This window comes from Streptomyces herbicida (genome assembly GCF_032656585.1).
In the GTDB taxonomy this organism is placed as follows: domain Bacteria; phylum Actinomycetota; class Actinomycetes; order Streptomycetales; family Streptomycetaceae; genus Streptomyces; species Streptomyces herbicida.
On sequence record NZ_JAUYWJ010000033.1, the window covers coordinates 20,626 to 46,666 of the forward strand.

The 26,041-nt window shown below is 68.6% G+C and carries 22 protein-coding genes and 3 pseudogenes; 10 read left to right on the forward strand and 15 right to left on the reverse strand.

Going from position 1 to position 26,041, the window contains the following annotated elements:
• Positions 1 to 8: 8 nt before the first annotated feature.
• A pseudogene (locus Q8A52_RS43380) lies at positions 9 to 848 on the reverse strand (IS701 family transposase); the annotation flags it as partial.
• Between the two features lie 60 nt (positions 849 to 908).
• On the opposite strand from Q8A52_RS43380, the gene Q8A52_RS43385 reads away from it, so the two are divergent.
• The gene (locus tag Q8A52_RS43385; RefSeq protein ID WP_316762849.1) at positions 909 to 1,193 is read left to right on the forward strand and encodes a hypothetical protein; all 285 of its coding nucleotides are present in this window, start codon (positions 909 to 911) and stop codon (positions 1,191 to 1,193) included.
• Between the two features lie 326 nt (positions 1,194 to 1,519).
• Here Q8A52_RS43385 and Q8A52_RS43390 read toward each other — a convergent pair whose 3' ends face one another.
• The 4 genes from Q8A52_RS43390 to Q8A52_RS43405 all read right to left on the reverse strand — a co-directional run bounded on the left by Q8A52_RS43390 (position 1,520) and on the right by Q8A52_RS43405 (position 4,980).
• Positions 1,520 to 2,029, reverse strand: coding sequence for a GNAT family N-acetyltransferase (locus Q8A52_RS43390; RefSeq protein ID WP_316762851.1), 510 nt, complete (start codon positions 2,027 to 2,029; stop codon positions 1,520 to 1,522).
• 248 nt (positions 2,030 to 2,277) lie between these two features.
• The gene (locus Q8A52_RS43395; protein ID WP_316762852.1) at positions 2,278 to 3,345 is read right to left on the reverse strand and encodes a hypothetical protein; all 1,068 of its coding nucleotides are present in this window, start codon (positions 3,343 to 3,345) and stop codon (positions 2,278 to 2,280) included.
• A 414-nt stretch (positions 3,346 to 3,759) separates the two neighbouring features.
• Entirely contained in the window at positions 3,760 to 4,440 is a 681-nt protein-coding gene (locus Q8A52_RS43400) for a hypothetical protein (protein WP_316762855.1), read from the reverse strand.
• Positions 4,441 to 4,758: 318 nt separating this feature from the next.
• The gene (locus Q8A52_RS43405) at positions 4,759 to 4,980 is read right to left on the reverse strand and encodes an IS3 family transposase (protein ID WP_316762858.1); all 222 of its coding nucleotides are present in this window, start codon (positions 4,978 to 4,980) and stop codon (positions 4,759 to 4,761) included.
• A gap of 49 nt (positions 4,981 to 5,029) precedes the next feature.
• Between Q8A52_RS43405 and Q8A52_RS43410 the strand changes: the two genes are divergently transcribed.
• Positions 5,030 to 5,827: an ATP-dependent nuclease gene (locus tag Q8A52_RS43410; RefSeq protein ID WP_316762861.1), complete on the forward strand. Its 798-nt coding sequence runs from the start codon at positions 5,030 to 5,032 to the stop codon at positions 5,825 to 5,827.
• A gap of 138 nt (positions 5,828 to 5,965) precedes the next feature.
• Here Q8A52_RS43410 and Q8A52_RS43415 read toward each other — a convergent pair whose 3' ends face one another.
• From Q8A52_RS43415 to Q8A52_RS43440, 5 genes are all read right to left on the reverse strand, one after another.
• Positions 5,966 to 6,619: a response regulator transcription factor gene (locus Q8A52_RS43415; protein WP_316762863.1), complete on the reverse strand. Its 654-nt coding sequence runs from the start codon at positions 6,617 to 6,619 to the stop codon at positions 5,966 to 5,968.
• Positions 6,616 to 7,491: a sensor histidine kinase gene (locus Q8A52_RS43420; RefSeq protein WP_316762865.1), complete on the reverse strand. Its 876-nt coding sequence runs from the start codon at positions 7,489 to 7,491 to the stop codon at positions 6,616 to 6,618. Before Q8A52_RS43420 ends, Q8A52_RS43415 begins: the two co-directional genes overlap by 4 nt.
• Positions 7,492 to 9,030: 1,539 nt before the next feature.
• Positions 9,031 to 9,558 (reverse strand): hypothetical protein, encoded by a 528-nt coding sequence (locus Q8A52_RS43430; protein ID WP_316762868.1) that lies wholly within the window; start codon positions 9,556 to 9,558, stop codon positions 9,031 to 9,033.
• Between the two features lie 13 nt (positions 9,559 to 9,571).
• The gene (locus Q8A52_RS43435; protein WP_316762870.1) at positions 9,572 to 10,618 is read right to left on the reverse strand and encodes a DUF5937 family protein; all 1,047 of its coding nucleotides are present in this window, start codon (positions 10,616 to 10,618) and stop codon (positions 9,572 to 9,574) included.
• A 27-nt stretch (positions 10,619 to 10,645) separates the two neighbouring features.
• Positions 10,646 to 11,854 carry a M20 family metallopeptidase gene (locus tag Q8A52_RS43440; RefSeq protein WP_316762872.1) on the reverse strand — a complete coding sequence of 403 codons (1,209 nt, stop codon included), beginning with the start codon at positions 11,852 to 11,854 and terminating at the stop codon, positions 10,646 to 10,648.
• Positions 11,855 to 12,117: 263 nt separating this feature from the next.
• Between Q8A52_RS43440 and Q8A52_RS43445 the strand changes: the two genes are divergently transcribed.
• The 3 genes and pseudogenes from Q8A52_RS43445 to Q8A52_RS49505 all read left to right on the forward strand — a co-directional run bounded on the left by Q8A52_RS43445 (position 12,118) and on the right by Q8A52_RS49505 (position 14,584).
• Positions 12,118 to 12,591 carry a hypothetical protein gene (locus Q8A52_RS43445; RefSeq protein ID WP_316762875.1) on the forward strand — a complete coding sequence of 158 codons (474 nt, stop codon included), beginning with the start codon at positions 12,118 to 12,120 and terminating at the stop codon, positions 12,589 to 12,591.
• A 604-nt stretch (positions 12,592 to 13,195) separates the two neighbouring features.
• Positions 13,196 to 13,434: pseudogene (locus Q8A52_RS49500) on the forward strand (ATP-binding protein); the annotation flags it as partial.
• Between the two features lie 73 nt (positions 13,435 to 13,507).
• Positions 13,508 to 14,584 (forward strand): annotated as a pseudogene (locus Q8A52_RS49505) (IS630 family transposase).
• A gap of 428 nt (positions 14,585 to 15,012) precedes the next feature.
• On the opposite strand, the gene Q8A52_RS43460 reads toward Q8A52_RS49505, so the two are convergent.
• Entirely contained in the window at positions 15,013 to 16,377 is a 1,365-nt protein-coding gene (locus tag Q8A52_RS43460) for a condensation domain-containing protein (RefSeq protein ID WP_316762976.1), read from the reverse strand.
• 37 nt (positions 16,378 to 16,414) lie between these two features.
• Positions 16,415 to 17,773 carry a condensation domain-containing protein gene (locus Q8A52_RS43465; protein ID WP_316762879.1) on the reverse strand — a complete coding sequence of 453 codons (1,359 nt, stop codon included), beginning with the start codon at positions 17,771 to 17,773 and terminating at the stop codon, positions 16,415 to 16,417.
• A 258-nt stretch (positions 17,774 to 18,031) separates the two neighbouring features.
• Between Q8A52_RS43465 and Q8A52_RS43470 the strand changes: the two genes are divergently transcribed.
• From Q8A52_RS43470 to Q8A52_RS43490, 5 genes are all read left to right on the forward strand, one after another.
• Complete coding sequence (locus Q8A52_RS43470; protein WP_316762882.1) at positions 18,032 to 18,871, forward strand: class I SAM-dependent methyltransferase; 840 nt, start codon at positions 18,032 to 18,034, stop codon at positions 18,869 to 18,871.
• 40 nt (positions 18,872 to 18,911) lie between these two features.
• Positions 18,912 to 19,181, forward strand: a complete 270-nt coding sequence (locus Q8A52_RS43475; RefSeq protein WP_316762885.1) for an acyl carrier protein — start codon at positions 18,912 to 18,914, stop codon at positions 19,179 to 19,181.
• Complete coding sequence (locus Q8A52_RS43480) at positions 19,181 to 20,410, forward strand: beta-ketoacyl-[acyl-carrier-protein] synthase family protein (protein WP_316762887.1); 1,230 nt, start codon at positions 19,181 to 19,183, stop codon at positions 20,408 to 20,410. The genes Q8A52_RS43475 and Q8A52_RS43480 overlap by 1 nt, the downstream gene beginning before the upstream one ends.
• Before the next feature lie 342 nt (positions 20,411 to 20,752).
• Positions 20,753 to 21,946 carry a Dot/Icm T4SS effector Zinc-dependent metalloprotease LegP gene (gene legP / locus Q8A52_RS43485; RefSeq protein ID WP_316762890.1) on the forward strand — a complete coding sequence of 398 codons (1,194 nt, stop codon included), beginning with the start codon at positions 20,753 to 20,755 and terminating at the stop codon, positions 21,944 to 21,946.
• Positions 21,947 to 22,337: 391 nt separating this feature from the next.
• Positions 22,338 to 22,679 carry a YbaY family lipoprotein gene (locus tag Q8A52_RS43490; protein WP_316762893.1) on the forward strand — a complete coding sequence of 114 codons (342 nt, stop codon included), beginning with the start codon at positions 22,338 to 22,340 and terminating at the stop codon, positions 22,677 to 22,679.
• Between the two features lie 627 nt (positions 22,680 to 23,306).
• Here the strand turns inward: Q8A52_RS43490 and Q8A52_RS43495 are convergent.
• From Q8A52_RS43495 to Q8A52_RS43505, 3 genes are all read right to left on the reverse strand, one after another.
• Positions 23,307 to 23,555, reverse strand: coding sequence for an LGFP repeat-containing protein (locus Q8A52_RS43495; RefSeq protein WP_316762896.1), 249 nt, complete (start codon positions 23,553 to 23,555; stop codon positions 23,307 to 23,309).
• Positions 23,467 to 24,180, reverse strand: a complete 714-nt coding sequence (locus Q8A52_RS43500) for an LGFP repeat-containing protein (RefSeq protein ID WP_316762898.1) — start codon at positions 24,178 to 24,180, stop codon at positions 23,467 to 23,469. Before Q8A52_RS43500 ends, Q8A52_RS43495 begins: the two co-directional genes overlap by 89 nt.
• A 203-nt stretch (positions 24,181 to 24,383) precedes the next feature.
• Positions 24,384 to 25,574 (reverse strand): DUF4185 domain-containing protein, encoded by a 1,191-nt coding sequence (locus Q8A52_RS43505; RefSeq protein WP_316762900.1) that lies wholly within the window; start codon positions 25,572 to 25,574, stop codon positions 24,384 to 24,386.
• Between the last annotated feature and the right edge of the window lie 467 nt (positions 25,575 to 26,041).

The following is a 26,041-nucleotide window of genomic DNA, read 5'->3' on the forward strand; positions in this document are numbered from 1 at the left end:
GAGGGTGACGTGCCCTGCCGCCAGGTGAGGGAGGTGAACGCTTCCTGTCCGAGGCCGGCGGTCAGGGCTGCCACCGAGGGGGCGGGGTGGCGGTAGCGGGGGTGGGGCCAGCACCCGACGGGGCCCTTGCGGTCGGGGGATTCCGATTCGGCGTCGAACGGGTGGGCGGTGACGTCCGCGCGGACGGCCAGCACATAGTCGATTCCGCGGTCTGCCAGGCCGGCTCGCAGCTGGGCATTGGTGCCGTAGGCGGCATCGGCCACCACGACGGGCGGCGTCATGCCCCACGTGGCCAGCATGTCGAGCACGTCCAGGGCCAGCCGCCACTTCTCCCGGTGCGGGACCTCGGGCGGGACGCGGGTGAGGGCCCGGCGGTCGGTGTCCGAGGACCACTCCTTGGGCAGGAACAGCCGCCACTGCAGCGGGCAGGATGCGGTATCGGTGACAGCGTGGACGCTGACCGCGACCTGGCAGTTGGCCCGTTTGCCCAAGGCTCCGCAGTACTGCGGAGCTACCGCGACCGACATTCTTCCGTCCTTGGGTACCGACACGTCGTCGATCACCCAGGCCGTTGGGGCGACGAGCGGCAGCATCCGTTCGCAGATCCGACGCTGCACGGGAACCGGGTCCCAGGTGGACTGGTTCACGAACTGCTGCAGGTTCTGCTCGTTGCCGTCCGGCAGCCGAGCGGCCATGGCCTGGATCGACTTGCGGCGGCCGTCCAGCATCAGCCCCCGCAGGTAGCAGTCGCCCTTGGCCCGCCGGTCCTTGCGCGGCACCGATGCAAAGACATCAGCTACGTACAACGCCAACTTCGCCCGAACCCGTTTCACTTCATGCGCGTCCACCCATCCAACATGCCCAGGAACCGGCAGAACCGGAAGACCTAACGGAGTCCTACTAAAGCAGTGCACGCCAATCTGCACGAGATGGCGCGAATGGCTCGGGAAAATGACCACACGGTCGACATCTCTTCGAACCCGTTCGAAGGAATCCATGCCGACCTCGCCAGCGTGTACGGAACCTGGCTCTTCGTTAGGATCCTGGCGGCCGTCACGGACCGGTTTGAGCCGCTCCAGACCTTGATGGAATGCCAGGCCTACGGCGTTTGGCTCGCTCTGATCTTTGTCGGGCCCGCGAGCCAGGGACGGCTGCCCCTCCTGATCCATCCGGAAGAGTTGCGGATCAGGTAGGGACGAACAACGAACGCAGACGGAGATGGGCGCGCCATACGGACGGCAAGTTGGTCAGCATGTCGACGACGCCGCCTCCACCGAGAATCTGGTCGTCGAGCTCAGGTCGGGCCGAAGGTGATTTAAGACGGGCGGGCGAGGAGTCTGCACGCTGAACTGACGCTGGTGTACTGGTGGGGTGGCGTAATCGTCTATCGTCAGTTGTTGGGGGAAGCGAGAGCGATGGTGACCGTGTGTAGCGAAAGCAGCTCGCTGGCCCGTTGCCTTGCCCAGGTCGGCGTGGGCGGTGCCGCCGAGTGTGTTCGGCGGCTTCCCTGGCTTAATGCTCAGTCGTGAGTGACCGCAGGGGTGTTGAACGAGATCCAGACGTCAGGAGGCAAGTCGGGCCGACCGGGTATCGGTCTGCGTTCCTCGGTCCATGTGTCGTCGGCGATCTTCGTGGCGACGCGACGCCAGAAGTGCACCGCGGTGATGTTGGCATCCTGAAACGCGACTTCCCACGAGCCCGGGTGCCTGGCCGCGATCTCCTGAACAGCGCTCAGCCCGATCCCTGCCCGCCGTGCCCCGCGCACCACGAAAAAGCTGTTCAGCACGCGCGTCGGGTCGTTCAAACTGCGGACGAACGCGAACCCAGCAGGGCTGTCACCGCTTGTGAGGAGGTATGGCGCCCAGTCAGGCTCAGAGAAGGCCATGTGGAGCCAGTCGCTGCGGAAGGTTCCGTCAGCGTTGGGCAGCAGACCCTGGAACTCCGACATGTCATGGCGGAACATCAGCCACAGCCGCTCCACTACGGGGCGGTCGGCGATGCCTGCGAGGCGAATGGATACGTCTGGCACGAGACTCCTTTGCAGAGGTGGCCAACCGGCGCGCCCCGCATGGCCGGATCGGCGATAACGAGGCTCGGGGCTGACGCCCGTTTGATCAGTGCTGGTCCCCGGACAAGCGGCCCAGGGCATGAAAAAAGCCTCCCCGGTGGATGTCGTATCCGGGCCGGGAAGGCTCACTACTGGCGGGGATCTTAGCAGGTGAGTGCGCGAGCCCGCCGTTCGCATGACCGCGGGCACTGGTCTGGGCGCGTGCATGGTCAACGTGTGTGGTCGCCTTGGGCGTATCGGCTCCATGTCCCGCCGGCCTCCTTGAGGAGCCGGGTGGTGGACTTGTCGTGGTAGCCGAGAGCGTCTTCGACGACGGAGGCGGGTAGTTCGAGGAGTTGCTGGCGGATTGCGGCGCCGCGGGCAGCGGCGGCCGGGACCCCGACTTCGTTCAGGAGCGCGGACAGGTGGTCGGGGCGGGCTGGCTGTCCTGCCCGGCGGCCCGGGAAGAGCCAGCGGGAAGCGGGGTTGGTGGCGGTGTTCATGTTGTCGCGGTCCGCTATGTGCTCCAGCAGCAGGACAGCGACTGGTGCGGGTACGGGTGAGGCGGGTTCGCCGAGCCGAAGCAGCACGGTGTCGCCGTCGTGGATCACGTCGTCGACGCTGAGCCGGATGATGCGGCTCACGGGCTGTGCGTAGAGGAGCATGATGACCCCGGCGACACGCAGACGCGTCGGAATCTCCGTGTCGGTCAGCAGCCGGCCAAGGGCATCAAGGCGTTCGTCTTCGCTCAGTGCGGCCCGCCGGGAGACCTTCATCGCGGGGACGGAGAGGGAGCGCGGGCAGTTACGGGTCTGCATGGCCCAGTTGAGGAACGCTCGCAGACAGGTGCGGCCGTGTTCGCTGCTCTCGGCATACCAGGCGTCGATGTCGATCTGGCCGCAGGACGCGAGGGTGCGCTTCCGCTGGCCAAGCCATTGCAGGAAGGTGGTCGCGTACTTGATCTGCTCGGCGGCGAATCGTCGGACGCTGGGTGTGATGTGGCTCCGCTCGGCGCGGGCCCGCAGTTGCGCGAGGACGCGCCAGGTCGCAAAGAGCCTGATCGTCTTGACGTGCTCGCGGTCGGTGATGCTGGCCAGATGCCCGGGAAGCCAGCGCTGGAAGGAGCAGAGGTACTTGTCGACCGCGGGCAGGACTCCACTGGTCATCAGGAGTTCTTCCAGGTGAGCGGCGGCCCGCCAGGGCTGGAGCTCGTGGAAGGCGTCGTGGGTCAGCGGGATCTCGCCGAGGCCGAGCCGCCGGAGCAGCCGTGAGGCGTTTCCCGGCTGGCCGCGGCGCATCTCCAGCCAGGCCAGCCCGCTTCTGGGCTTTCCATCCCCACCAGCAGATCGAACGGCGGGACCAGCGCGGGACGGATACGGCCGGTGCCGTCGTCCAGGAGCACGGTGAGGCGGTCGGTGAGCGTGCAGCGTTCACACAGCCGCCCGCCCAGGAGCTTGCCCTCGAAACCGCAGCGCGAGCAGTCGAAAGTCTGGGAGAAGCCGGCACAGGTAGTGCAGATCGCTGCCCCGTCACCAGGACGGAGCCCTGGAAGAGCATGGTCCTGGCCGCATCCTGGGCAGGTGCCCCGTGTCCGAACAGCGCGGTCCGAGCAAGTTCGGCAGATGTATCCGTCGGGCCAGGTGCCGGGCGATGCTTGAGTGATCGTTAGGGCTGACTTGGCCGATGCACAAGTACGCCCCCGAAGGCGCCGGTCAGATGCTGGTGCGGTCGTCAAGCCCAGGGGGGTCGATGTCAGGGTCGATATCCCTCTGGAGGGATTCGAGTTCCTTGGCGGAGATGCGACCGAATCGCCGTGGCCGTTCCTCTTCGTCGTCAGGCAGCACGTCCACTTGCCGCTTCTCTCGTGGTTCCGGGACGGGCGCTGGCTGGTCGTCCACCTGAGTGGCATCAAGGTCCTCCACCAGGGTGGCGAGGGGGTCGGTCCTGGGATCCAGATCCCCGGCACAGGCCCGCAGCTGGCCGGCCAGTTCGTGCAGGCGATCGACGTTGATGTTGTGCAGGGCCTCGCCGACCATGCGGGTCGTGTCGTCGAGCAAGCCGAGGAAGGTGGGGTGCAGGATGTACTTGCCCAGCTTGACCGCTGCCTCCAGTGTTTCGTTGCCGCGGGCCCAGTCGGTGACGAGAGTGGCGGTCCAGCCCTCGGGCGAGGAATGCGGGAGCATCAGCCGTCCCAGGACGTCGAAGGCGTCGGCCGCCTGCCGCTCCCCGGGGTGCGGTACGTCGGACCGGCCCTTCACGCCGTCCGGGTCGAGGTCGGCCTGTGCCCAGCTGTGCGCCCGTACGTGCACGGCAAGCGCGAGAGCGGTCCGGACGAACTCCTCCTGTTCCGTAGTCCCGGTCGGCGGAGGGAATGGCTCATCGGGGCCCAGCATCGCCTGGACCTGTCCCGCCAGGACGCCCAGAGCCCATGTCTGCCTGTGCGGGTCCTCAGGGCTGCGGCGTAGTTCCCGGGCTGCGCCACGGGTGGCCCTCAGCACCCCATGTGCCAGTCGGTCGAGCTCCGCAGGTGATGTAGTGGACCACCAACGCGGCTCCGGACGGTCATCGTCGTCCATGCTGCACCCTCTCGCCCGGCCGGACCGCAGTATGAGCACGAATAGCCGGTAAGCCAAGGATGCCCTGTATGGGCACCGCGGTTCCAGACCGGCCTCGGTACTGGTGAGGTTCCCCCGGCGTGCGGGAGGTGCTGATCAGCTGGTCAGGGCGGGTTGATGGGGTTTCAGGTTCGTTCGTTCGGCCGTTGCCTGGTCGGCGTAGTGCTTGTCCTCGAACTTGACGGGGCTGAGGTAGCCGAGCCGCTTCTGGATGCGACGGGAGTTGTAGAAGCCGTCGATGTATTCGAAGAGCGCGAGGTTGGCCTCGGCGCGGGTCGTGAAGGTGCGGCCGCGGATGCACTCGGCTTTGATGAGCATCCAGAGGTTCTCAGCGAGGGCGTTATCGTACGAGTCGCCGACCGAGCCCATGGACGCCTGGAAGACCGTGGAGATGCTGGCCGAGGACAACCAGATCCTCTACACCACCCACTCGCCCTTCATGGTCGGACCGGAGGAACTCCACCGGGTACGCCTGGTGGAGATGGTCGACCGGGCCACCGGCACCAGGATCCACACCCAGCTTGTGTCCGACGATCCTCGCTCGGTCTTCCCACTGCAGACCGCACTCGGCTACGGCCTCGCCCAGAGTATGTTCAGCCAGCGCCGCAACCTCGTCACCGAGGGCCTGACCGACATGTGGTTCCTCGAGGGTCTCGCCGGTGCCATGCGCGAAGCCGGGCTGCCCACGATGCGCGACAACATCGCCATCGTGCCCGCGGGCAGTTCCAGCAAGGTCATCTACTACTGCACCTTGCTGCACAGCCAGAAGCTGAAAGTCAGCGCCCTGCTCGACTCCGACGCGGCCGGCGAGAAGGCCGCCACTCAAGATGGCCTCGTCCGCCTGCTGAAGAACAACCAGATCCTGCGTGCCAAGGACTACTACACCGGCTCCGTTCCCGGACCGGAGGTCGAGGACCTTCTACGCACCACCCTGGTAGAGGTCGCCCTCGACCAACTCGGTTGGGACGTCCGCGCGACCGAGACCACCCAGCAGAAGCGCCACATCGTCGACATCTTCAAGACTGAAATATCGGACTTCTCGAAATGGAAGCTCACCAAGGCATTCCTGCACTGGCTGACCGACCACGGCTGGAACGACCTGACGCCTGACGAGCAAGCCGCATGGCAGAAGCTGTTTGCGGCTATCAACAAGGGACTGGCGTAGCCGCCCGAGATCTACAGCCCGACCGCACACCTCATGTGCGCTCTCGGTCGCGCTCGCTCTTTTCATGCGTACCGGCGCCTGGTCGGAGGATGGCGATGCTGACGGTGGCTGATGTTGTGGCGGTGCTTTGCTGTGTGGTCAGTTGGCGCGAGGTGCCAGGCCGGTGCGGTACGCATACGCGACTGCCTGGCCCCGGTCGACGACTCCGAGCTTGGCAAAGATGTGGTTGATGTGGGTCTTCACGGTCACCACGCTGATGCCGAGATGGTCCGCGATCTGTTCGTTGCGCATCCCGTCGGCCATCGAGGAGAGTACCTCCGCCTCCCGCGTTGTGAGCCGGTCGTGCGATGCGCGGTCGTGGCGGCTGTCGCTGCCTAGGGCGACGGCGACGACCCGGCCCTGCACCGTCGTCGCGAGCGCGGTGCCGCCGTTGACGACGGTGTTCAGGGCGGCCACGATCTCCTCGACAGTCGCGTCCTTGGTCAGGTAGCCGCGCGCGCCGGCGCGCAGGGCCGCGAAGAGCGAGCGGTCGTCGGGGTAGGTGGTCAGAGCGAGGACAGCGACGCCTGGGTGGGCCGAGAGGATACGCTGGGTGGCTTCGATGCCGTCCATGCGGGGCATGCGCAGGTCCATCAGGACGATGTCGGGGCGCAGGCTCTGGGTGAACGCGAGCGCTTGGTGCCCGTCTGCGGCGCTGCCGACGACGTCGACACCGGATGCCCGTTCGAGCAGCATGACCAGCCCCTCGCGCACCAGCTCCTGGTCGTCGACGACCAGTACGCGCACGCTCATCGCGCCACCGGAAGGGTCAGCCGGACGAGGAAGCCGGTAGTGGTCGGACCGGCGACGAGCGTTCCGCCGGCTGCGGCGACCCGTTCCCGCAGTCCGGTCAGCCCCCGGCCGCTGCTGGGCAGCTCCGGGCGTGGCTGCCGCCGCTGCCCTTCGATGTCTTCCACGGTGGCGAGCACCCGCCCATCCTGCACCGTGACCTCGACACGAACCCGCTCCGCCGCGCTATGGCGCACGGTGTTGGTCAGCGCCTCCTGCACCGTGCGGTACAGCGCGAGAGCCACGTCCTGGTCCAGCGCGGGCGCCGGATCGGGCAGGACAATCTCGCAGGGCAAGCCGGAGGTCATCGCGAAGTCGTTTGCCAGTTGATGCACCTGTGTCCATGCGGGGCCGCCGCCGCGCAATGTGCTGAGCACCGTCTGAGTCTCGTGCATCGAGGCCCGGGCGACCTCGACACCGCGGTCGAGCATCGCGCGTAGCCGCGGCACATCGACCGGGTCGTCCTCGAGCAGGGAGCGCATCGCCATCAGCTGGACCAGCAGCGCGCTGGCGGTGTGCGCCACCACGTCGTGGATGTCGCCGGCGATTCGCGTGCGCTCCGCGAGCACGGCCTCCCTGGTCTCCGCGGCACGCGCGGCCGCGGATGATGCCTCCAGCCGGCGGCGTGTCGCCCGCTCGCGCATGACCGTGCGGCTCAGCACCACCACGAGATAGGCACATATCGGTGACAGCGCCACCGCCGGGAGGAAACCGGCACCGACAAGCCCCATGCCGACCGCGACCGCCAGCGGAGCACCGAACCGGGGCGCGAGCAGGCCGGCGGCGGCCGCTGCCAGGCAGCCCAGCGTCACCACCACCATGCCCACCTCGCTCATCGAGTCCAGCTACTTTCGCCGCGCTCCGGGCCGCCACAGCGACCAGGCCCACATCCCGGACCCCCTCGTCCCCGGGACCGGACAGCTTCTCCCCTTGCTTACCAACCACAGCCCGCGCCACGTCAGCGCCGCCCAGACCAGGGTAATGACCGAACCGGCGAGCCAGACATGCTCACGCAGGAACACACCAGCGGCGGTGCCTCCCAGCGCGGCACCCAGTAGTGCCAACGTCAACGGCAGGTGGCACGGGCAGATGGCGAAGGCACCGATGACCGTAGCCAGTCCCCGTCGCTCGGGACGCCGAGCCACAGTCCCCTCCCCGATGCCCCGGTCCGTATCGCCCCGGGGCATCGGTGGGACAACGGGCGGCATCGCATCCGGCATCACCGCCTGATCCACCGAGGCAGGCGGACGCTCAACGGTCGGCGCGTTCACCGGGTCCCCCCGCCGGAGCGCCGCCGCGAGCGGACGACGTAGGCCACCAGACCCACCAGTCCGAGAGCCGTCGCGATACATGCGTAGATCATGGAATTCCCCTCGTCGGGACCATCAGACGACGACCACCCTGCCGCCTGCAGGGGTTCCACGCGTGAGCGCCTGGACGGAGATAAGGCGGTGGTCTCCACCCCGGGGTGGAGACCACCGGATTCCCATCCGGCATCCATCCCGGGCATCGTCCGCCGGCCGACATCGGATCTCTACCGCCTCCTCGGTGGCGGTGCGCGATGCGCAGCCGTCGCCCGGTGAGTGGTGCGATTGTGCAGGGTTGTTTACGGGTGCCGGCCTGGCTGCAGGGGACTTGGCGGTCGGGTGTCAGCGGCCGGTTTTTCTGCGCAACGAGTAGGGCTGTGAGCTGGGATTGTGCAGATGGACTGGTTGGCTGACTGTTCTTGGTCACCCAACAAAGGTGAGCCGAGGGTTTGTCCGGCGTCTCCCCTGGCCCGAGCAGCACCGGCACCACGAGCGAGGCCATCTTGCCTTCGCCGGGATGCATCCGCAGTGCCCGCCCCACCGCCTGGACCAGATCCGGCATCGAGCCGCGAACATCCGCCCAGATCGTCGCCGGGTGCAGCTCGGGGTCCGCGTCGTGCAGCTGCGCCGCTACGTGGGGGAGGTTGGCCGCGAAAGCCTCGGCCTCCTTTTCCATGTTTTCCTACCAGCAGCGGTTCGGCAAGGCTGTGATCTCGGGCATGTTCGAACCTCCGCGTGAGCCGGGAATTGCGGTCGTAGAAGGAACGCGGAGTGTGATTTCGCAGCCCGACATTGTGCTGCGTTCTACCTCGGCTCTGCGCTGCTCAAGGAGACCGTCGCCCGACAGAAAGCCGAGATCGAAGAGCTCCGCCAGCTGGTGGCCAGACTCACCCTCGCCAGCGCCGTGCTCATCCACGACGACGATCAGCAGACGGCATCCGCCGCCGACAACGTCGTGCCGCTGCGCCGACCACCAACGTGACGGCCGCCGCCGTCGGCGGCTGGCGATGCGCCTCAGCGAGGCTTCCAGCCGCATCCATCTTGCGCTTTGGGTGCATCTCCAGACGATCACGCCTCATCGATGTCGTTCGGCCAGGCGGACCCCACGTCCACATGGCCGAGCTCCACGCGTATCCCGGGGAGCGGCGGGGCCGGGCTCGGGGAGAGCAGGGCGGTGAGGGACCGGCGAAGGCCGTTCTCGTCGCCTTCGGGATGCCTCGCGTGCAGGTGGTGAGGCCGGGGGTCCTGGGCGAGGACCCAGCTCGGGTCCCAGAGGCCGGTGCGACGGCCCCGTACGACCGTGACGGGGTCCATGACCGTGCAGTGGTAGGTCACCCGGACGGGGAAACGCGCCGCGGAGTCGGACGTGGTCAGGTGCCATGTGGCGAACAGCTGCACGTCGGGGCGGACGTCGACCAGGGTCACGGCGGTGGCCCGCGCCGGGTCGACGGCCCCCGTGCGGTGGTTCCCGTCGATCTCGTGCACGAGGATCTCACCCGCCTGCGCGACCAATGGAGCGTGCCGCTGGCGCCACGCGCTCCACCGCAGCCGGGGCCGCAGTTCGCGGTGGCGGAGGATCGGGTACCGGGTCGTCACGCCGCCGCCTCCTTCAGTACTGCAGGGCCGTGGCCACGTCCCCGCCGATGCGCTTGACCGCCGCGAGGTCGAGACCGTAGTGGACGTAGCGGCCGTTGCGTTCCACGCGCACGAGCCCCAGGTCGCGCAGGGTGCGAAGGTGACGGGAGACCTGGGGGCGAGTCATCGACAGCCGGTCCGCGAGGTCGGCCGTGGTCATCGCCTGGCGGGCGATGAGCCGGCACAGCCGGACCCGGCGAGGATCGGTGAGCGCCAGCATGCGGCTGCGAGCCAGGGTGACCCCGATCTCCGGGGCGCGCACCGGGAAGTGGACGACTGGTGGGAGCCCCGGTTCGTCCTTCACCAGCAGGTGCGGGGCGCCGTATCGGGTGGGGATGAGCAGGATCGGCGTACGGGCCGGGCTGATCACCGCGTGGTGCACCTTGTCGAAGACGACCCGCGACGGACCGGCCGGCCGTGCGCTGGACGGGCTGAGCGAGAGCAGGGCCGCCTCCGGTCCCTCGTCCGCGAGCCGCTGCCGCACGAGGTGCGCGGCACGGGCGAGCGCGGGCTCGGTCGTCGCCCACAGGTCGGCGAAGAAGACGCGGCGGCACATGTCGAGGAAGGCGAGGATGTCGGTGCGCAGTTGCTCCGGGTCGCGCAGCAGGTCTTCGGCGAGGGTCGGGTGCGGTTCCGGCAGACCGGAGGCCGCCCGGCGCAGCGCGGTGGCCTGTGCCGGGTCGTGGAGCAGGCGGCTGAAGTCGAAGCCGCGGTAGCCGCTGGCACAGGTATGGGCGGTGAGTTCGGCGAACCGATCCGTCGTCAGTTCCCGCAGGGGGCCGTTCAGCCCCGGGTAGAAGCCCCGCCAACGCAGCGCCGTCCACAGCGGGGCGAAGCGACGCAGGCCGGCTCGGAACGCGGGCGGGGCGTCGCGGGTGGTCTCCTCGGCCCAGGGCGCGTGTTCGGTGTGGTGGGTGTGTTCTGTCAGGACGTGCAGGCATGCTGCCAGTTCCGCGAGCGGCGACACGGTGACGGTGAAGCGGTCGGGGGCGGCCCCTTCCAGGACGATCACGACCGGCATGACGGGAAGTGTAGGCTCGCGGGCCGCTCACGTCAGCACCTCGGCTCCCGCAGCGACCTGTGCGAACTCCGCTCTCACGGCCGCCAGCAGCTCCTCGTCCGTGAGCAGATCGGCGACTGTGCGGGCCAGACCGGTCGCCGCGATCTCGGTGCGGTCGTGGGCGAGCGAGGTCGCCGCCGCCTCGCGCATCGCCTCGGAGTGGGCGGGCGTACCCGACTCGGCGATCTGGATGTACGGGTGGATCACCGGCAGAAGCTGCGAGAGGTTGCCGATGTCGGAGGAACCGGCGGGGCTGTCCGGACCGGCGGGCGCGATGTCCAGGCCCAGTGCGCGCACGGCCTGCCCGAACCGTTCGGCGAGCACGGTGCTGTCGCGGCGCTGTGCGTAGAGCGGTCCTGTCTCCGACACCTCGGCCGCGGTTCCGGTGGCCAGCGCCGCTCCCTCGGCGGCCGCGCGAACCCGCTCGACCAGGGCCCCGGCCGAGACGGCCGTACGGTCCCGTACGTACAACTCCACGGCGGCGTTGGCGGGAACGACGTTCGGGGCTTGCCCGCCGTCCGTGACGACGCCGTGCAGGCGCGCTGTCGGCGGGACGAACTGCCGCAGCGCGTCGAGGGCGGTGAGGAACAACTGGGCGGCGGCCAGTGCGCTGCGGCCCTCCCACGGTGACTTCGCGGCGTGCGCACTCACGCCGGTGAAGGCGATGCGCAGGTGCGCCGCGGCCAGCGAGTGCTGGGTGGTGACCGAGCGGTCGGCCGGGTGGAACATCATCGCCGCGTCCACGCCCTCGAACACCCCGGCCTCGGCCAGCCGGACCTTGCCGGCGCCGCCCATCTCCTCGCCGGGCGTGCCGATGACGGCGACCGTTCCCGGGTGCGACGGCAGGGCCCGTACGACGGCGATCGCGGCCGCGGCGCACCCGGCTGCGATGAGGTTGTGCCCACAGCCGTGCCCGACGCCGGGCAGCGCGTCGTACTCCGCCAGGACGGTGACGTACGGGCCGGGCCGGCTGCCCTCGTGCACGGCCACGAACGCGGTGTCCATCCCGCCCACCGCCTCCGTCACGGCGAAGCCGGCTTCCGTGAGCCAGCGGGCCAGCGTCGCCTGGGCGTGGAACTCGGAGAACTTCAGCTCCGGCCGCGCGTGGATCGCCAGGCTCACCGCCTCCATGCGGGGACGCAGCGCGGCGAGTTCAGCGGCCAGGGCCCCCAGCGGGGGCGGCGCGGTGGTGGGCATGTGGGCCTCCGTCGAACGGGTCGAGCATCGGGACGTACGGAATGAGCTGTCACGGTGTGCGTCGAGACTGCGGCAGCCTTCGCGTCGCCGGCCCGCGATTACCGCGCCGCAGGTAACCCAGGCGGACCGCGCGCTCCGGACGGACAGGATGCCTCCGTAACGAAGCGAACTCAGCGGTGCCGGCCCGGGTCCTGCCGTTTGACTCGGGACGCCGAATGTTGTGAAGGGGGAGCATGGGCTCGGAACAGGGACGACAGGCCTGCGTGCGCGATCGCGCGGAGGCACTCGGTCTCGGCGAGGAGCGAGGAACTTATGCCGTCGCAGGGCTGTGGGGCGCCCTCGCACAGCTCGCACGGCGGCTCCTCGCAGGGCTGTTCGTCGCCTTGCTGGTCTGTATGGTCGTCATCTCGCCGCGATTCCAAAAGGGCGTCATCACGATGGGAACCGTGATGCTCTCACTGTTCGGTCTCACGCTGGCCTGGCGCGGCATCAGCGCCAGGTTCGGGCTGCGCAGGTGCTACCTCTACACCCGCGGCCTGGTGGTCACCGGCACCTTCGGCCGAGTGCGCCACGCGGTGGCATGGAGCGAGGTGACCGAGCTGAAGTGGATGGCCAACCCGACGCTCCTCCTGGCTTTCCACCGATTCGAGATCGAACGGCGCGGTGCCGGGCGCGTCGCGTTCCTGGCCCTCGGCATCAAGCCCCGACTGGTGGAGGCCCTGGTAGAGCCGAAGTAGACCCGGTGGAACACGCCGTCGCGAATCGCGGTGATGCTGGCCCGGGCAGGGCTACCTGCCAGAGAGGCGAGGGCAGCACGCAAGTTACGGTCCGGCACCACAGCGGAGATCCGCTGGCTGCGGAAGACGGCCAACCCTTCCTCGACCGCGCGGCGGCCGCGAGGCCTGAGCGTGACCCGGAGCTCGCGAACCAGCTCCTGGTCGGTGATCTCGCGGGGCGCCGCTGGCTCCATGGGCGGCCCTTGGGGATACGTCTGCGTGTTCAGCAGACTCAAGTCGGTGGGCGGGAAAGGCGGCTGAGCCAACAGGCGCAACGCATCACGGCTCGGATCTTTCGCCTCGCTATGAATGCTGGTGGCGCCCTAATCAGCTGACGCAGGCGTGGCCGACGCCACGGCGGTGGGCAGCAGAGTTGCGGCAGCCAGCGTCACGGCGGCGACGCGCCGACGTGGGCGGAGTGCGGTCATGCGAAATGCCTATCGAGCGGCAGTCGGCGGCCGGGCGTACCGCGCCGTACCGTCACCAGGCATTCACCCTCCCGGCCGCGGTGCCAGGTTCACGACGACCAGGGGCACACCGACGCCGGCGCCGAGGAGGCCGTCCGGTGAGCGTGATGACCACCGCCCTGCGCGAGTCGCTGAAGACGCTGCTGCTGTCCGGCATGCTGCAAACCCTCGATCGCCCGCCTCCCCGAGGCCCAGAAGGGCGAGCTCGGGCATCTCGACTTCCTCCAGGTCCTCTGCCAGGACGAGATCACCCGCCGTGAGTCCGTCGCGCTCGAACGGCGCCTGCCGCAGAGGGAAGTTCGAGCAGCAGGCCACCCTGGAGGCCTTCGACTTTACTGATCTCGGCTCGTTAGGGTGATGTTTGCTGAACTTGCTGATGCGGGTGTGGCGTTGTCGGTAGTCCGTGGTGTGTGAGATACGCGGATGGGGGCGGGCTGACGCCTGCAGCACGGCGTCGTCGGGAAGCGGTGCGGATACAGGCGGCGGAGCTGTTCGCTCAGCAGGTCAGACCGCCCGAGGTGGCCCGGCAGCTGCGTGTGAGTCTGAAGTCGGCTTACCAGTGGCAGCAGTTGTGGCGGCAAGGCGGTGCCGACGAGCTGCTTTCGCGAGGACCGAGCGGGAGCCGGTGTCGCCTGTCGCCGCGCTGTCTGGTGAGGCTCGCCAGGTATCTCGAGCAAGGTCCGGCCGCGCACGGCTGGACAGAGGACCAGGTGTGGACCGCGGCGAGGGTGGCCACGCTGATCGGCAGGAAGTTTCACGTCTCCTACAGCGTCTCGGGTGCGACGAGGCTGATGCACCGGCTCGGCTTCAGCCCGCAGGTCCCTGCGCGACGGGTTGCCGAGCGCGACGAGCAGGCCGTCACTGTGTGGAAGGAGGCGACCTGGGCGGAGGTAAAAGAGCCCGGGCGGCCTGTGGGGGCTACCTCTGCTTCGAGGACGAGGCAGGCTTCACCCGCCGACCGCCCAGGGGACGCACCTGGGGCCGGCGCGGCCACACCCCGCAGGTGACGGTGAGCGGACGACGCTCGGGACGACTGTCCGTGGCCGGGATGATCGCCATGCGGCCCGGCTCCCGGACGGCTGTGCCACCGCCTGCGCACCCACCGAGCCGGCAAAGGCAAGCGTCGCAGCATGGGCGAGCGGGACTTCATCTCGCTGATTGACGGCGTCCACCATCTCGTCAAGGCGCCAATCGTGCTGGTGTGGGACCGCCTGAACACCCACGTCTCCCGCGCCATGGGCGAGCTGATCGCCGAGCGTGAGTGGCTGACGGTATTCCTACTGCCCGCCTACTCACCCGACCTCAACCCGGTCGAGTGGGTATGGGCGCACGTCAAGCGCAGCCTGGCCAACCTCGCCGTCGTCGCCCTCGACCGGCTCGAAGCACTCGTACGCAACCGGCTCAAGCGCCTTCAGTACCGGTCCGGCATCCTCGACGGCTTCATAGCGGGCACCGGCCTGGCCCTCGACGAACCAGCGTCACCTTGACGAGCCGAAGTCAGTAACGACATCACCCGTCGGCTGCGGCAAGCCGGGCTCGGCGCGATCGCCGACTTCGGCTTCACCGGCCTGGACGACGACCCCGACAACCCGGTGATTATCACAGGGTTCAAGGCCGTCCGATCCAAACCCCTCACCACGGCGAAGAAAACGGGTCAACAAGCTGCTCGCCGCCGAACGCGCTCCTGTGAACACGCCTTCGCCCACCTGAAGAACTATTCCTCACCAAGCTCCGCCTTCACGCCCGGCTCGCCACCCCCTACGGGGCCCTCCTCGTCCGCACCAACCTCGAGATCGCACGCTGACAGATGATCTACACCCCGGACCACCGCCCACGACCAGCACGAGCACCAAGCAGCACCATCACACCCCCTGGACAGGGCTGCTGAGGTTCCGAAGAACCACACCCGTCACTTTCAGGATGTCGGCCGAGGACCGGCCGATGCGGTGAGCATGATCTCCCTGACGCGGTCGAGGTACTTCGGCACACCCGTCGCGGCCTGCGTGGTGTCCGGCATGCTGACCACCAGGTCGGCCCGATCGGGGAACCAGTTGAACCACAGCGACACACCTCTGGCATTGTCGGGGCCGGTCAGGACGGTCGCGTCCGCGCTCAGATAGTCACGGGAGCCCGGCGCGGTCCGTCCGTCCAGATAGGACACCATGGGTGGGATGGACGGGACGTCACCGCCCAGCAGTTCGAGCGCTCGGTGCAGCGGCACGTCGTATCCCGCGCGGGCGCGCTGGAAGCCCTGCTGCGCGGCGGCGATCGCGCTGGCGAGAGTCGGCGAGGCGGGCAACCGGAACAGCAGCGGCACGCAGTTGACGAGCCAGCCGTGTACCTGGAGCAGCCGAGGATAGGCCCTGGTCGACAGGACGGTGAGCACTCGGTAGACGTCATTGCCGGTGAACTCACGCTGCGCGAGGGCCAGCGCGGCGAAGGCACCCGCGCCGAACCCGCCGCCGTGCCGGGCGCAGTAGGCGCGGAACGCGTGCGCCTGAGCACCCGTGAGCAGCGGGTACTGAACTTGCGTGCCGGTCAGCAGTTTGTCGGTTTCGTTGCCCAACCCGACGGGGAAGCCGGGAAAGCCGCCGTCCCCCGCGGCCAGGAACTCCGACCACGGGGCGAGTTCCGGTGCAGCTGCCGTCAGCGACGCGGAGCGTTCCCGCTCGCGGCGGTTGTAGTCCAGGTAGCCGGGTGCCGGTGCCGGGTCGATCGAGGCGCCGTCGCGGGCCGCGTGGTACCGGGTGCGGATCTCATCGAACAGCAGCGCCAGGGAGTGCCCGTCGGAATAGGCGTGGTCGATCGCAAAGAACACCGTGGACGCCGTGTCCCGTCGGATCACTCCGGCCAGCAGACCCGGCCAGCCCGCCGTGGTCTGCTCGTCGATCTGCTGATGCAGATAGGTGCGCAGGTCACCCGTGCTCGTGAAGTCGCCCACGCGCGCCGGACGCATCGTGAGGGAATCGGGTGGCAGGCGGAACCCGGTCAGGTTTCCGGTGTCCGACTCGTACCAGGTGTGGAATGCCTCGTGCCGCTGCACAATCCCTTGCCACGCGTTGGTGAGCGCGTCGAGATCGGTCCGGCCCGCCAGGTCGAACGCCATGGCTACCCAGGGTGACTGCCGTCGTCCTGCGACGCGGTTTGCGGCCGCCAACTGCAGGTGTACTTGCTGGAAGTGCGACGCGGGCACGTCGTGCGGTACGGGCGCCCGGTTGGTGATCGGCTTGAACTCGACCACTTCACCCGGCTCGGGTCGCCAGTCGAGGATCTGGGTCATACGCACGGTTGGGTCTCCTCTTCCATGGGGCGATCGGCTAGGCGGGCGTGGGCACGGCCTCGGCCCGAGGGCCGTCCGCGGCACGGGCGACGGCGTGCGCGGCGGCCAGGACGAAGCGCGTGACGTTCGTGCGTGCCACGGCCGTATCAGGGAAGCGTGTGGACAAATGCACGCCGCGGTCGCCTCTGGTCAGCCACACGTACACCTCGGCCGGACTGCGGACTCGGCTGCGCAGCATCTTGTCCTCTTGCTGAGGCGGGGTGCCCAGCACTCGGCGTACGTCGAGATACGACACGACGAACCGAGGGCGGATCTCCCTGCGCAGCATCTGGCTGATGTGAGGCAGCGAACTGCCCGGCCCCGGTCTATGACGGCGCAGTTCGGCGGCGGCGAGGGCGACGGTGTCAGCGAAGGCCGAACCGGGAGTCGTCGGGATACGAACCGGATGCAGGCCGACGAACCAGCCCGGTGCCGCTCGCCACTGGTCGGGCCGGGCGTTGGCCAGGCTCACCACGGACAGGTGCCGCTCACCCGCGACCTTCGCCGCAGCGAGTGCGAGACAGGCGAGCAGTCCTGCGGCGGTCGTGCCTCCGCCTGCGCGTGACGCGGCGGCGAACCTGGTGGTCGCCGGTCCGTCGAGAAGCCAACGGTAGGTGCTGCACTGCATGAGCGGCACCTCGGTCGCGCCGAGCGACATGGGGAAGACCGGCGTACCGGCGTGGGTGTTGCGGAGCAGGGTCCGCCAGCGGTCCACATGCTCGGGCCCTGTCGGCAGCCGGTCGACCAGACTCCGTTCCTCGGCCCCGAAGTCCAAGAAGGTCGGCCCGGGTATGTCCTCGCCGCGGCCTGCCAGGAGGCCGCGGATCTGTCCCGGGATCATGGCGAGCGTGAAGCCGTCCACGATGCCGTGATCCGCCCCGGCGAACACCGTCGCACCGTCTGCGTCCTCGACCGTCGCGAAGACCACCTGCGGCCAGCCCAGCGGGGTGGCGCTGCGGTCGAAGAAGGCCTCGATCTGTCGTCGGACCGAGGCGCCGTCGGCGAAGACGCCGACATCCTCCCGTCGCAGCATGACCGCGCTCGCGGGGAGCGTGCGGCGCACGCAGCGCTCGGGGGTCGGCACCAGCCTGCTGCGCAGGTGCTCGTGCCCGCGTAGCAAAGCCGACAACGCGGCACCGATCTGGTGCCGGCTGACCCGGCCCACGCCGAACGACACCCCGACCCACGCCGGATCCACATGCCGCGGTCCCCGCACCGCCGCGGCACGCACATGGTGCTCGTGGACGAGCGCCGGCGGTCGCGGGTCGTCGGCCCAGGCGGAGACCGAGGCGGTCGGCGTCCAGAACACCAGTCGGCCTGCGGGAACAGCGCTGTCACCCAGTTCTGTGAACTCCAATTTCTACCGACCCGACAAAGTGCGACGCCGACCACGAATCACTATCACCATGCTCTCCTTATGACGCCTCGGTGCAGCGCACTGAAGCTATCCGGTGGCGATGAAGCATGGATGAAGCAACGATGAAACAGACGCCCCTTGTTGTTCCTTGAATGCGCTGGTAGCGTCGGCTCCCGTCATTCGTCCCGTACTGCATTCACTCCGCACCGCATTCATTCCGCACTGCGCCAATTTCATCGCACCGACGGAGGGAATTTCATGAACGCACGAGCCGACACCGAATCCTCCGGAGTCATGGGCGATGCAGAACCGTCCACGGATTATGCGGCGCTTCGCCGCGACCCGGAATACGCCGAGTTGAACCGCGCGCTGCTCGATTTGGTCCTGGTCGGCTCCGGGTCGGCCGTCCTTGACCTGGGGTGCGGAGACGGAGCCGTCAGCGAGCAGCTGCTGCTGCGCGACCCGGCCATGTCCCTGGTCGGCGCCGACCCCGAACCGGCCCTGCTTGAGGCGGCACAGGCCCGTCTGGGCGACCGTGCCCGTTTCGTGGTGGGCGACGCGGTCTCCGCCTCCCGGCTCTTTCCACCGGGCGCCTTCGACACCGTCGTGCTGGCCAACTGCATTCATCTCGTCCCGGACCTCGACGAGGCGCTCGCCGCGATCGGACACGTCCTCACCGGTGGCGGACGCCTGGTGTTCAACTCGGCCTTCTACTCGGGCGCAGAGACCGCGGCCGACCTGCCGTTGTACGCCGACTTGGTCGGCACGGCCCGCCACGTCGCCCGGATGCGCGGGCTCCCACTGGCCCGGTCGGCCGCTGGCCGGCCCTCGGGGCTGCGCAGGAGCGTCGGGGACTACCAGGCTGCCCTCGCTACGGCCGGTTTCACCGGCGTGGTCACCACCGAGCGGGTGTTCAGCCTCGGCCCGCGGTTTCTCGCCGCATTGTGCTCGACCCCGATGTTCGCCGCCGCCGCGTTACCCGGAATCGACCGACACACCGCTGCGGAACTTCTCGCCGAGACGATGGAAGAGCAATACGAGCGCGCCCCGTTCACGATCACGCGACGCTGCGTGTACTTCTCTGCGGCCCGGCCGTGAAAACATCAGAAAGATCACGAGACCACGAAAGGAATGCTTCATGACCGAAGTGTTGAACGTCGTCATCCGAGCCATTATCGGCATCCGGCCGGACCTGGGCGGATCCCAAGCGGAAATCACCCGTGAGTCGGCCCTGTTCTATGCCTCCAATCCCGATCAACCGGTCCTGGGACTAGACTCCATGGAGGCGCTTGAGCTGATATCCGTCCTGGAAAAGGAATTCTCGGTCGAGCTGGCGGACACCACTATCAGGATCGCCGACCTCCGCACGGTGGGGGACGTGGTCGATGCGATGTGGGGGGCGGTGTGATGTCCGAGGCGGCGCGCAACCGCGTGCTGGTGACGGGCATCGGCGTTGAGTCGTGCGCGGGCGCCACGCCGGACGAGTTGTGGGGCGCCCTGTCCGCAGGGCGGCCCGCGATCTCGGCACTGGAACTAGAGCAGCCGCTGCCATGCCAGGTCGGTGGCGTCATCAATGGGTTCGACCCCCGCGAGCACATGTCCGCCCAGCAGGCCCGCCGCACCTCACGCTTTCAGCAGCTGTTGTTCGCCGCAGCGATGAAGGCACGGGCGGACGCGGGGCTTCGCATGGCGCCGGGGGCGCTGTACGTCGGCACCGGCGGCGGTGGGCTTGACGAAACCGCGCAACTCGTGACCGTCCTGCGGCGGAATGGGTGGTCCCAGATGAACCGGCTCGGCCTGCTCCGTCTGTTGCCCAACCAAGCCGCCGGGCTCGTCGCCCAGGAGCTCGACATCACGGGTCCGGTGCTCACCATCTCGACCGCCTGCGCATCCTCGACGGACGCCATCGGAGCCGGAATGCGCGTGGTGCGTGACGGCATGGCCGACGTGGTCCTCGTCGGCGGTGTGGAGAGCTGGCTGGACCTGCCGTGCCTGGCGTCGTTCTGCTTGCTGGACGCACTCTCCCGGCGACCCGCGGCGGAGGCGGTGGTCGCGTCCCGGCCTTTCGACCGCGATCGGGACGGCATGGTGCCGGCCGAAGGCGCCGCCGCGCTCGTGCTGGAGTCCGAGCGATCTGCGCTGCGCCGCGGCGCGACCGTGTACGGCGAGGTGCTCGGCGCTGCGTCCGGCTGCGACGCCCACCACCCCGTGGCTCCCCGCTCAGACGGCGCGGTGGCGGCCAGGACAATCGAGCTGGCCTGCGCCGACGCCGGCCTGGACCCCGCCGCCGTGGACCTGGTCAGCGCGCACGGAACGTCGACCCCGCTCAACGATCGGGCCGAAACGTCGGCCATCAAGCTTGCTTTCGGCTCTCACGCGCGAGAGGTGGCGATCACGGCGCCCAAGTCGGTCATCGGTCACGCCTGCGGTGCGTGCGGGGTGATAGAGAGCGTCGGCGTGCTGATGGCCATCCGCGAGAAGTACGTGCCGCCCACTGCGAACCTGGAGAACCCCGACCCCGACTGCGACTTGGACTACACCCCGGGTGTGGGCCGGCCCGCCTCGATCGACGTCGCCGTCAAGCAGAACTTCGGATTCGGCGGCAACAACTCTGTGGTTGTGTTCGGCGCCGCGTGACAGTACCGAACGGTCAACACTCTGAGGTCGGGACGGCGACCAGCGAAGAGTAACGCGTACTCGGCACGACCACGGCGCGGCGGGGATCGCCTTTGTCGCGTCGACGCGGCGCGGCCCGGCCCGGCCGACCGCCGGGAGGCGCGGGGTGCCCGGTGGTAGGTGTGGGCGAGGCGGGCGTGGCGGAACTGGTCGACCGCGCCTGCCGGACAGAGGCCCCTTGCCTCAGCAGCCGATCGGTGGGTGCCCTTCACCCGGACGGGTGCGATGACTGTCCGATGCAGGGGGAACGGATGGCGCGTGAGACTTCCCTTCAACCTCCACCGATTCGCTGCATCGAGGTGAATGATGGCCGCAAAAACGCCGGACCCAAAGAGTCGCTCCAAGAAGACTGTCGCGCGCAAGACGACGGCGTCCCGCAAGACAGCCACCGGGCGGTCGGGACGCACGGACAACGCGGGTGGTGCAGGTCCCGACGTCAGCGGCGAGCGCCGGTCCGGTCCGGTCGCCGGTACCGCGCTGCTGAGCGGCGTGACCTTCAGCGCCAAAGGAGTTCAGTACGCGGAGGTCGACGGGCTGGCGGTCTTCGAGGGCGACATCGTGCTCGGCACCGTGCAGGAGTTGCGGAAAGCGGCCGCGATGGGCGTCGACACGATGTTCCCCACCGCGGTCGGTGTAACCGGACAGAATTTCCGCTGGCCCAACGCGATCGTTCCTTTCGAGATCGATACCGCTTTCCCCGACCCCCAGCGTGTCACGAACGCCATTGCCCACTGGGAATCCCACACCCGTATGCGCTTTGTGCAGCGCACCTCGGCCAACGAGACCCAGTTCCCCGACTTTGTGAGGTTCGTCCCCGGCGACGGATGCTCCTCCCATGTCGGTCGCAGTGGCGGCCTGCAACTCGTCACGCTGGGCCCCGATTGCTCCACCGGGAATGCCATCCACGAGATCGGTCACACCGTGGGGCTGTGGCACGAACAGAGCCGGGAGGACCGTGACCTGTTCGTCACGGTCGATTTCTCGAACATCGACCCGTCGATCCAACACAACTTCCTGCAGCACATCACCGACGGCGACGACCTGGGCCCCTACGACTACGGCTCGATCATGCACTACCCGCCAACGGCGTTCGCGATCGACAGCAATCGACCAACCCTGATCGCACGTCAGCCCCTGCCTGCCGGCGTGGTGATGGGCCAGCGCACCGGCCTGTCGCAGGGTGACATCGACGGTGTTCACGCCATGTATCCGGCACCTGCCATCATGGTCAATGAGGTCGCCAAGCGCCCGGTCACCGACGTTTTCGCCACGTCGTTCCTCCAGGATCCGCGGGAGCCGGTGACGAGTGCTCCGTTCGTCTTGGCCATGCCCCCTCAGGCCCCGGCGCTGGTCGGGCAGCCCGACGGCCTTTCCGAACAGGTACGCCAGCTGACCGCACTTGTCGGCACGCTGCAGCATGGCCTGTCCCGGGTGATGGCGAACCAGAACAGCCTGGCCTCCCAGTTCGGTTCGCTCATGGCGAGTGGCAGCAGGTAGCCCAGGTGGTCCTGCGCCGCCCTGGCCGACTTTTCGACGCACGGCCGCATTACGCTCGCTCGACGCGCGGGCGGGCAACTGCGCCACGGGTTCGCCCTACGGGTCGGCACCGTCCGGGCGGACGAGACGGCGGTGCGTGGGTGATACTCCCGTCGTGCCTCACCGACGCACCGCTGCGGTTCATGCGCCGTCCTGGTCTGGCGGACGGCGCGGGCGCCCCGTGCGGGTACCTCGACGGACTATGCGTCGAGGCCAACCCGGCGGGGCCGTCGCTCCATGCGGGGGTACGCCTCGTTCTGCCGATCACGGCAGAGGCAGCCGGGCTGTCGCTCGTCGAACGCGTATGCCTGGTGCCGACCACAGCGATTCGGCGCCTGGCGGGGAGGACGGGATGAGCGCCTCCGTGCGTGGCCTCGTGTCCCTGCCCGCCGATGCGCCGGAGCGAAGAGCGGCCCGAGTGCTGGTCGAGGTACGTGACGTGTCAGCGGCCGACGCACCTTCGGTGGTCGTGGGGACACAGGTGCAGACCGACGTGCCGCTGAGGCCGGGGGGCCGATTTCCCTTCCATGTCGAGGTGCCGGATCTCGACCCGCGTGCTTCCTACGGGCTGCGCGTGCACATCGACCTCGAGGGTTCAGGCCTAGTGGAATCAGGAGACTTGATCAACACGCAGGTCAGCCCGGTTCCGGTGGAGAGGCCCGACCGGCTCGTCGCTCCCGTCCGCGCGGTCTGAGGGCCCGGCTTCGGCCGCGTAAGGCTGAAGCCAGGGTGCTTCGGGACGCGAGTTCGTGATGGGTTCTCGAACGAGCTGTCACACCGGGCGCGCACGGGAATCGTCTCGCCCACGACGCTCAGGAATGTGGTGCTGACCGTGCCCAGGCCGCCTGCAGCGGACAACGTGACGGGCAGGGTCAGTCCGTCGGCGGTGTCCGCCAGCGGCTCTGGAGTACGGCCCAGTTTCACCCGTCCGGTCACCCTCAGAGTGGCCGCACCGACGACGAGAACCGCGTCGGCGGCCGAGTCCGCAACAGAGAGCCGCCGTCCGTCGGGCGACGCGACCGGGCCAGATGCTGCCGAGGCCACCGCGGCCGGGCTGCCGACCGTCCCGGTACCGGTGTTCAACACCGTCACGGTGCCGCCGGAGGCGTCGGCCCCGAAGAGGCGAGTGGCGTCGGGCGGCACGGCGAGGGCAGAGAGGGTATCCGCCATCTGGAAAGGCGGGCCCGGGGCCGGCGAGGGGCCGGCCAGGTCGATGGCGCGGACGGTTCTGGCAACTCGTCGTAGCGTCCACGTCCGTGGTCGTCCACAGCGTCACGCAACATGACCTCCTGGTCAGGAAGGAATGTGCTGATGGTTTTCGTCAGTTGTTGGTGATCCAGGTGCCCTTGTCCGGGTGCCAGTGGATGGTGGCCTTCTGGAAGCGCTGCGCTTTACCGCCGCCGGCCTCGTCCATCTCGTCGGTGGTCGGGTAACCCAGGACGCTCTCGTGCCCCGCCGTGTGGAAGGCGTCGTAGATCGCGTCATGCACGACATGGGTGCCGGTGGACGGGGGCCACAGGAACAGCCCCCGCTCGAAGAACTGGTAGCGCCCCCGGGTTCCGTCCGGCATCGGCTTCGTCCATGGTCGGGAAGCCCCAGCGCCGCTCCGCGTCCGTCGCCCAGAACGTACTCAGAATGTCGCCGTAGACCGTGTAGGCCACATCCGGATGCCACAGGATGATCCCGTGCTCGAACTGTTGGAAGCGCCCGCCCAGCGAGGCTGCATCCTCCGCCCGGAGCGGCCGGCCGAGGACGCTGCCCGGGCCGCCCATGCTGTCGTATTTCGCCCCGATCGTGCCGTAGGGCTGGAACGCCTCGTCCTGCAGCGCCCGGGCGGTGTCCTCCGCCTGGTCGTACCGCTCCGGGTACGCAGAGCGTTGGACGGCCTGGGCGAGCTGCCCGGCGGTGCCGCCCTCCATGCCGGCCTCCATCTGCAGGGCCACCTCGAAGAACTTTCCCGCCGCGTAGTCGACGTCCATGACCTGTTCGGGGGTGCCCCAGCCTTGCGAGGGGCGCTGCTGGAAGACGCCGAGCGAGTCCCGGTCCCCGCACGACAGGTTGTTCATCCGGGATTCGACCCAGCCTGTCTCGAAGCCGGCGAGCATGACCTTCTCGGACACGTTCATGCGCTGGCCGACCTCGTAGACCTTGCGGGTGACCGCGATGTCCCGCTCCGGAGGGACAGAACAGTACATCGTGGCGGGGGCGGCTCAGGGGGCGGGGGATGTACTTCAGGGGCCTTGTACTCCGGGCGCTCGCCGGGCTGCCGCTCAGTGCGGTCAGGACCGTGAGGGCGAGCAGGGCTATGCTGACCGGTCTTGCGCGTCGTGAGCCGGTGCCGCTCATCTGTTCCTCCTGTGCCGGGTATGTGCGCCGAAGGGGGATTGCGGAATGCGGACTACGGGTTGACGCCGTCGTACTGCAGTACTCGGTATGGCGACTGGTCGGGCTGCCCGTTCCACTGCGACACGATCAAGGTCAGGGAGTTGGGGCCGGCGCTGCCCGGATGGATGTATCCGCCGTAGAGGAAAGGGAGTTGGGATTTGCCCCAATGGTTCGGCGGCCAGGAGGCGTTGCCGACGACCTGCGGCTTCGGCGCGCTCCACACGGCATCGGGCCGGGGAGCGGTGCGGGTGCAGATCGAGTAGTCGGTGACGTCGAAGTAGCTCATGCAGTACGTGCTGCCGATGCGCTTCACCGAGAACTCGCCGATGTTGTTCCCGGACAGGATGATCGAAGGCTGGACTGCCCGGGTCCACTGCCAGCGGCCGTCGAGGTAGGCCCAGTTCTCCTGGGCTCCGAAGTTGCCTGCGCGGAACTCTTCCGGCCAGATGCGGAAGAGCTGGATTGCCCCGCCGTCACCGGTGTTGCGGTGGCTGCCGTTCCAGCGTTTGGAGAAGATGTACAGCCAGCCGTCGGGGTCGATGCCCGCGAATGACCACATCCCGTACAGGGACTCGTTCACCCCCTGGGTGTCACCCGCCCAGTGGTAGGGGTAGTCCTGCCAGGTCACGCCGTGGTCGTCGGAGTAGGCGACGCCGGACATCCGTGAGCCGTCGTAGCCCGCGGGCGGCTGCCAGACCTCTACGGAGGTGTACTGGATGTACGTACGGCCGCCGAACTCGATGCAGTCGTTCGGGATGCGGCTCACCTCGAAGCCGTGCCCGTTGTCGGCGTTGTGCTGGTAGTCGAAGAGCTGCCGGGCGGCGCCTCCCGTGGGCATGGCCCAGGTGAACGAGATCGGGGTCGCGCCGGAGGCATCGAAGGCGGCCTGGTTCAGCATGACCGGAGAGCCGAGGTAGTCGCCTCGCAACCCTGGTTCGGTGAAGGAGTCGCCGAAGACGTAGCCCCAGGTGTTGTCGTGCTCCCGGTAGTAGGGGATGGCGAGATCCCCCGATCCCAGCCCCTGCGAGCTCGCCGAGTCGCCGGGCTGTTCGCACAAGGGTGTGCCGCGCTGGGCCGCGGCGGCGCGGGGAGCGGCGGCGATCGAGCTGCCCAGTGCGCCGGCGCTCAGGGCGACGCCCGCGCCGGCCCTCAGCAGCGATCTGCGGGTGATTGGGAGGCGGTCGGGGCGTGCGGGGTTGGACATGGTCGGACCTCCAGGGTCGGCTCACCGCGGCGAACACGGTGTCAAGTTGGGGGATGCAGTCCGCGAGCGCTGTGCTGGGTGTTCCGTGTCTCCTCACGCTTCCGCCGGCGCCGGGGCATCACGGGGCGCTCGCTGCGTCACGGCTCCGGTAACGGTTCGTGCGGTCCGCAGCGGCCCGTTCATCCTGGCGAGGGGCGCTGAAAAGACGATGAAATACCGGTTCAGCGCCCGGATGCGGCGGTGCGGAGAGAAGAAGGGGCCACCGTGAAGCAGGCCGGGGGCGGAAGAAGTTGTACGCCCCCGGCCTGTGCCGGTCGGTGATGGCGGTTCGCGAGGCGCTAATCACGTTGTGGGGTCTGGGCGAGTGCGTCAACCACAAGAGGATCGCCCGCGTCATGCGCCGGATCGGCCTGGCCGGACTGCGGCTGCACCGCAAGCACCCACCACCGACGCGGACCTGGCCGCCG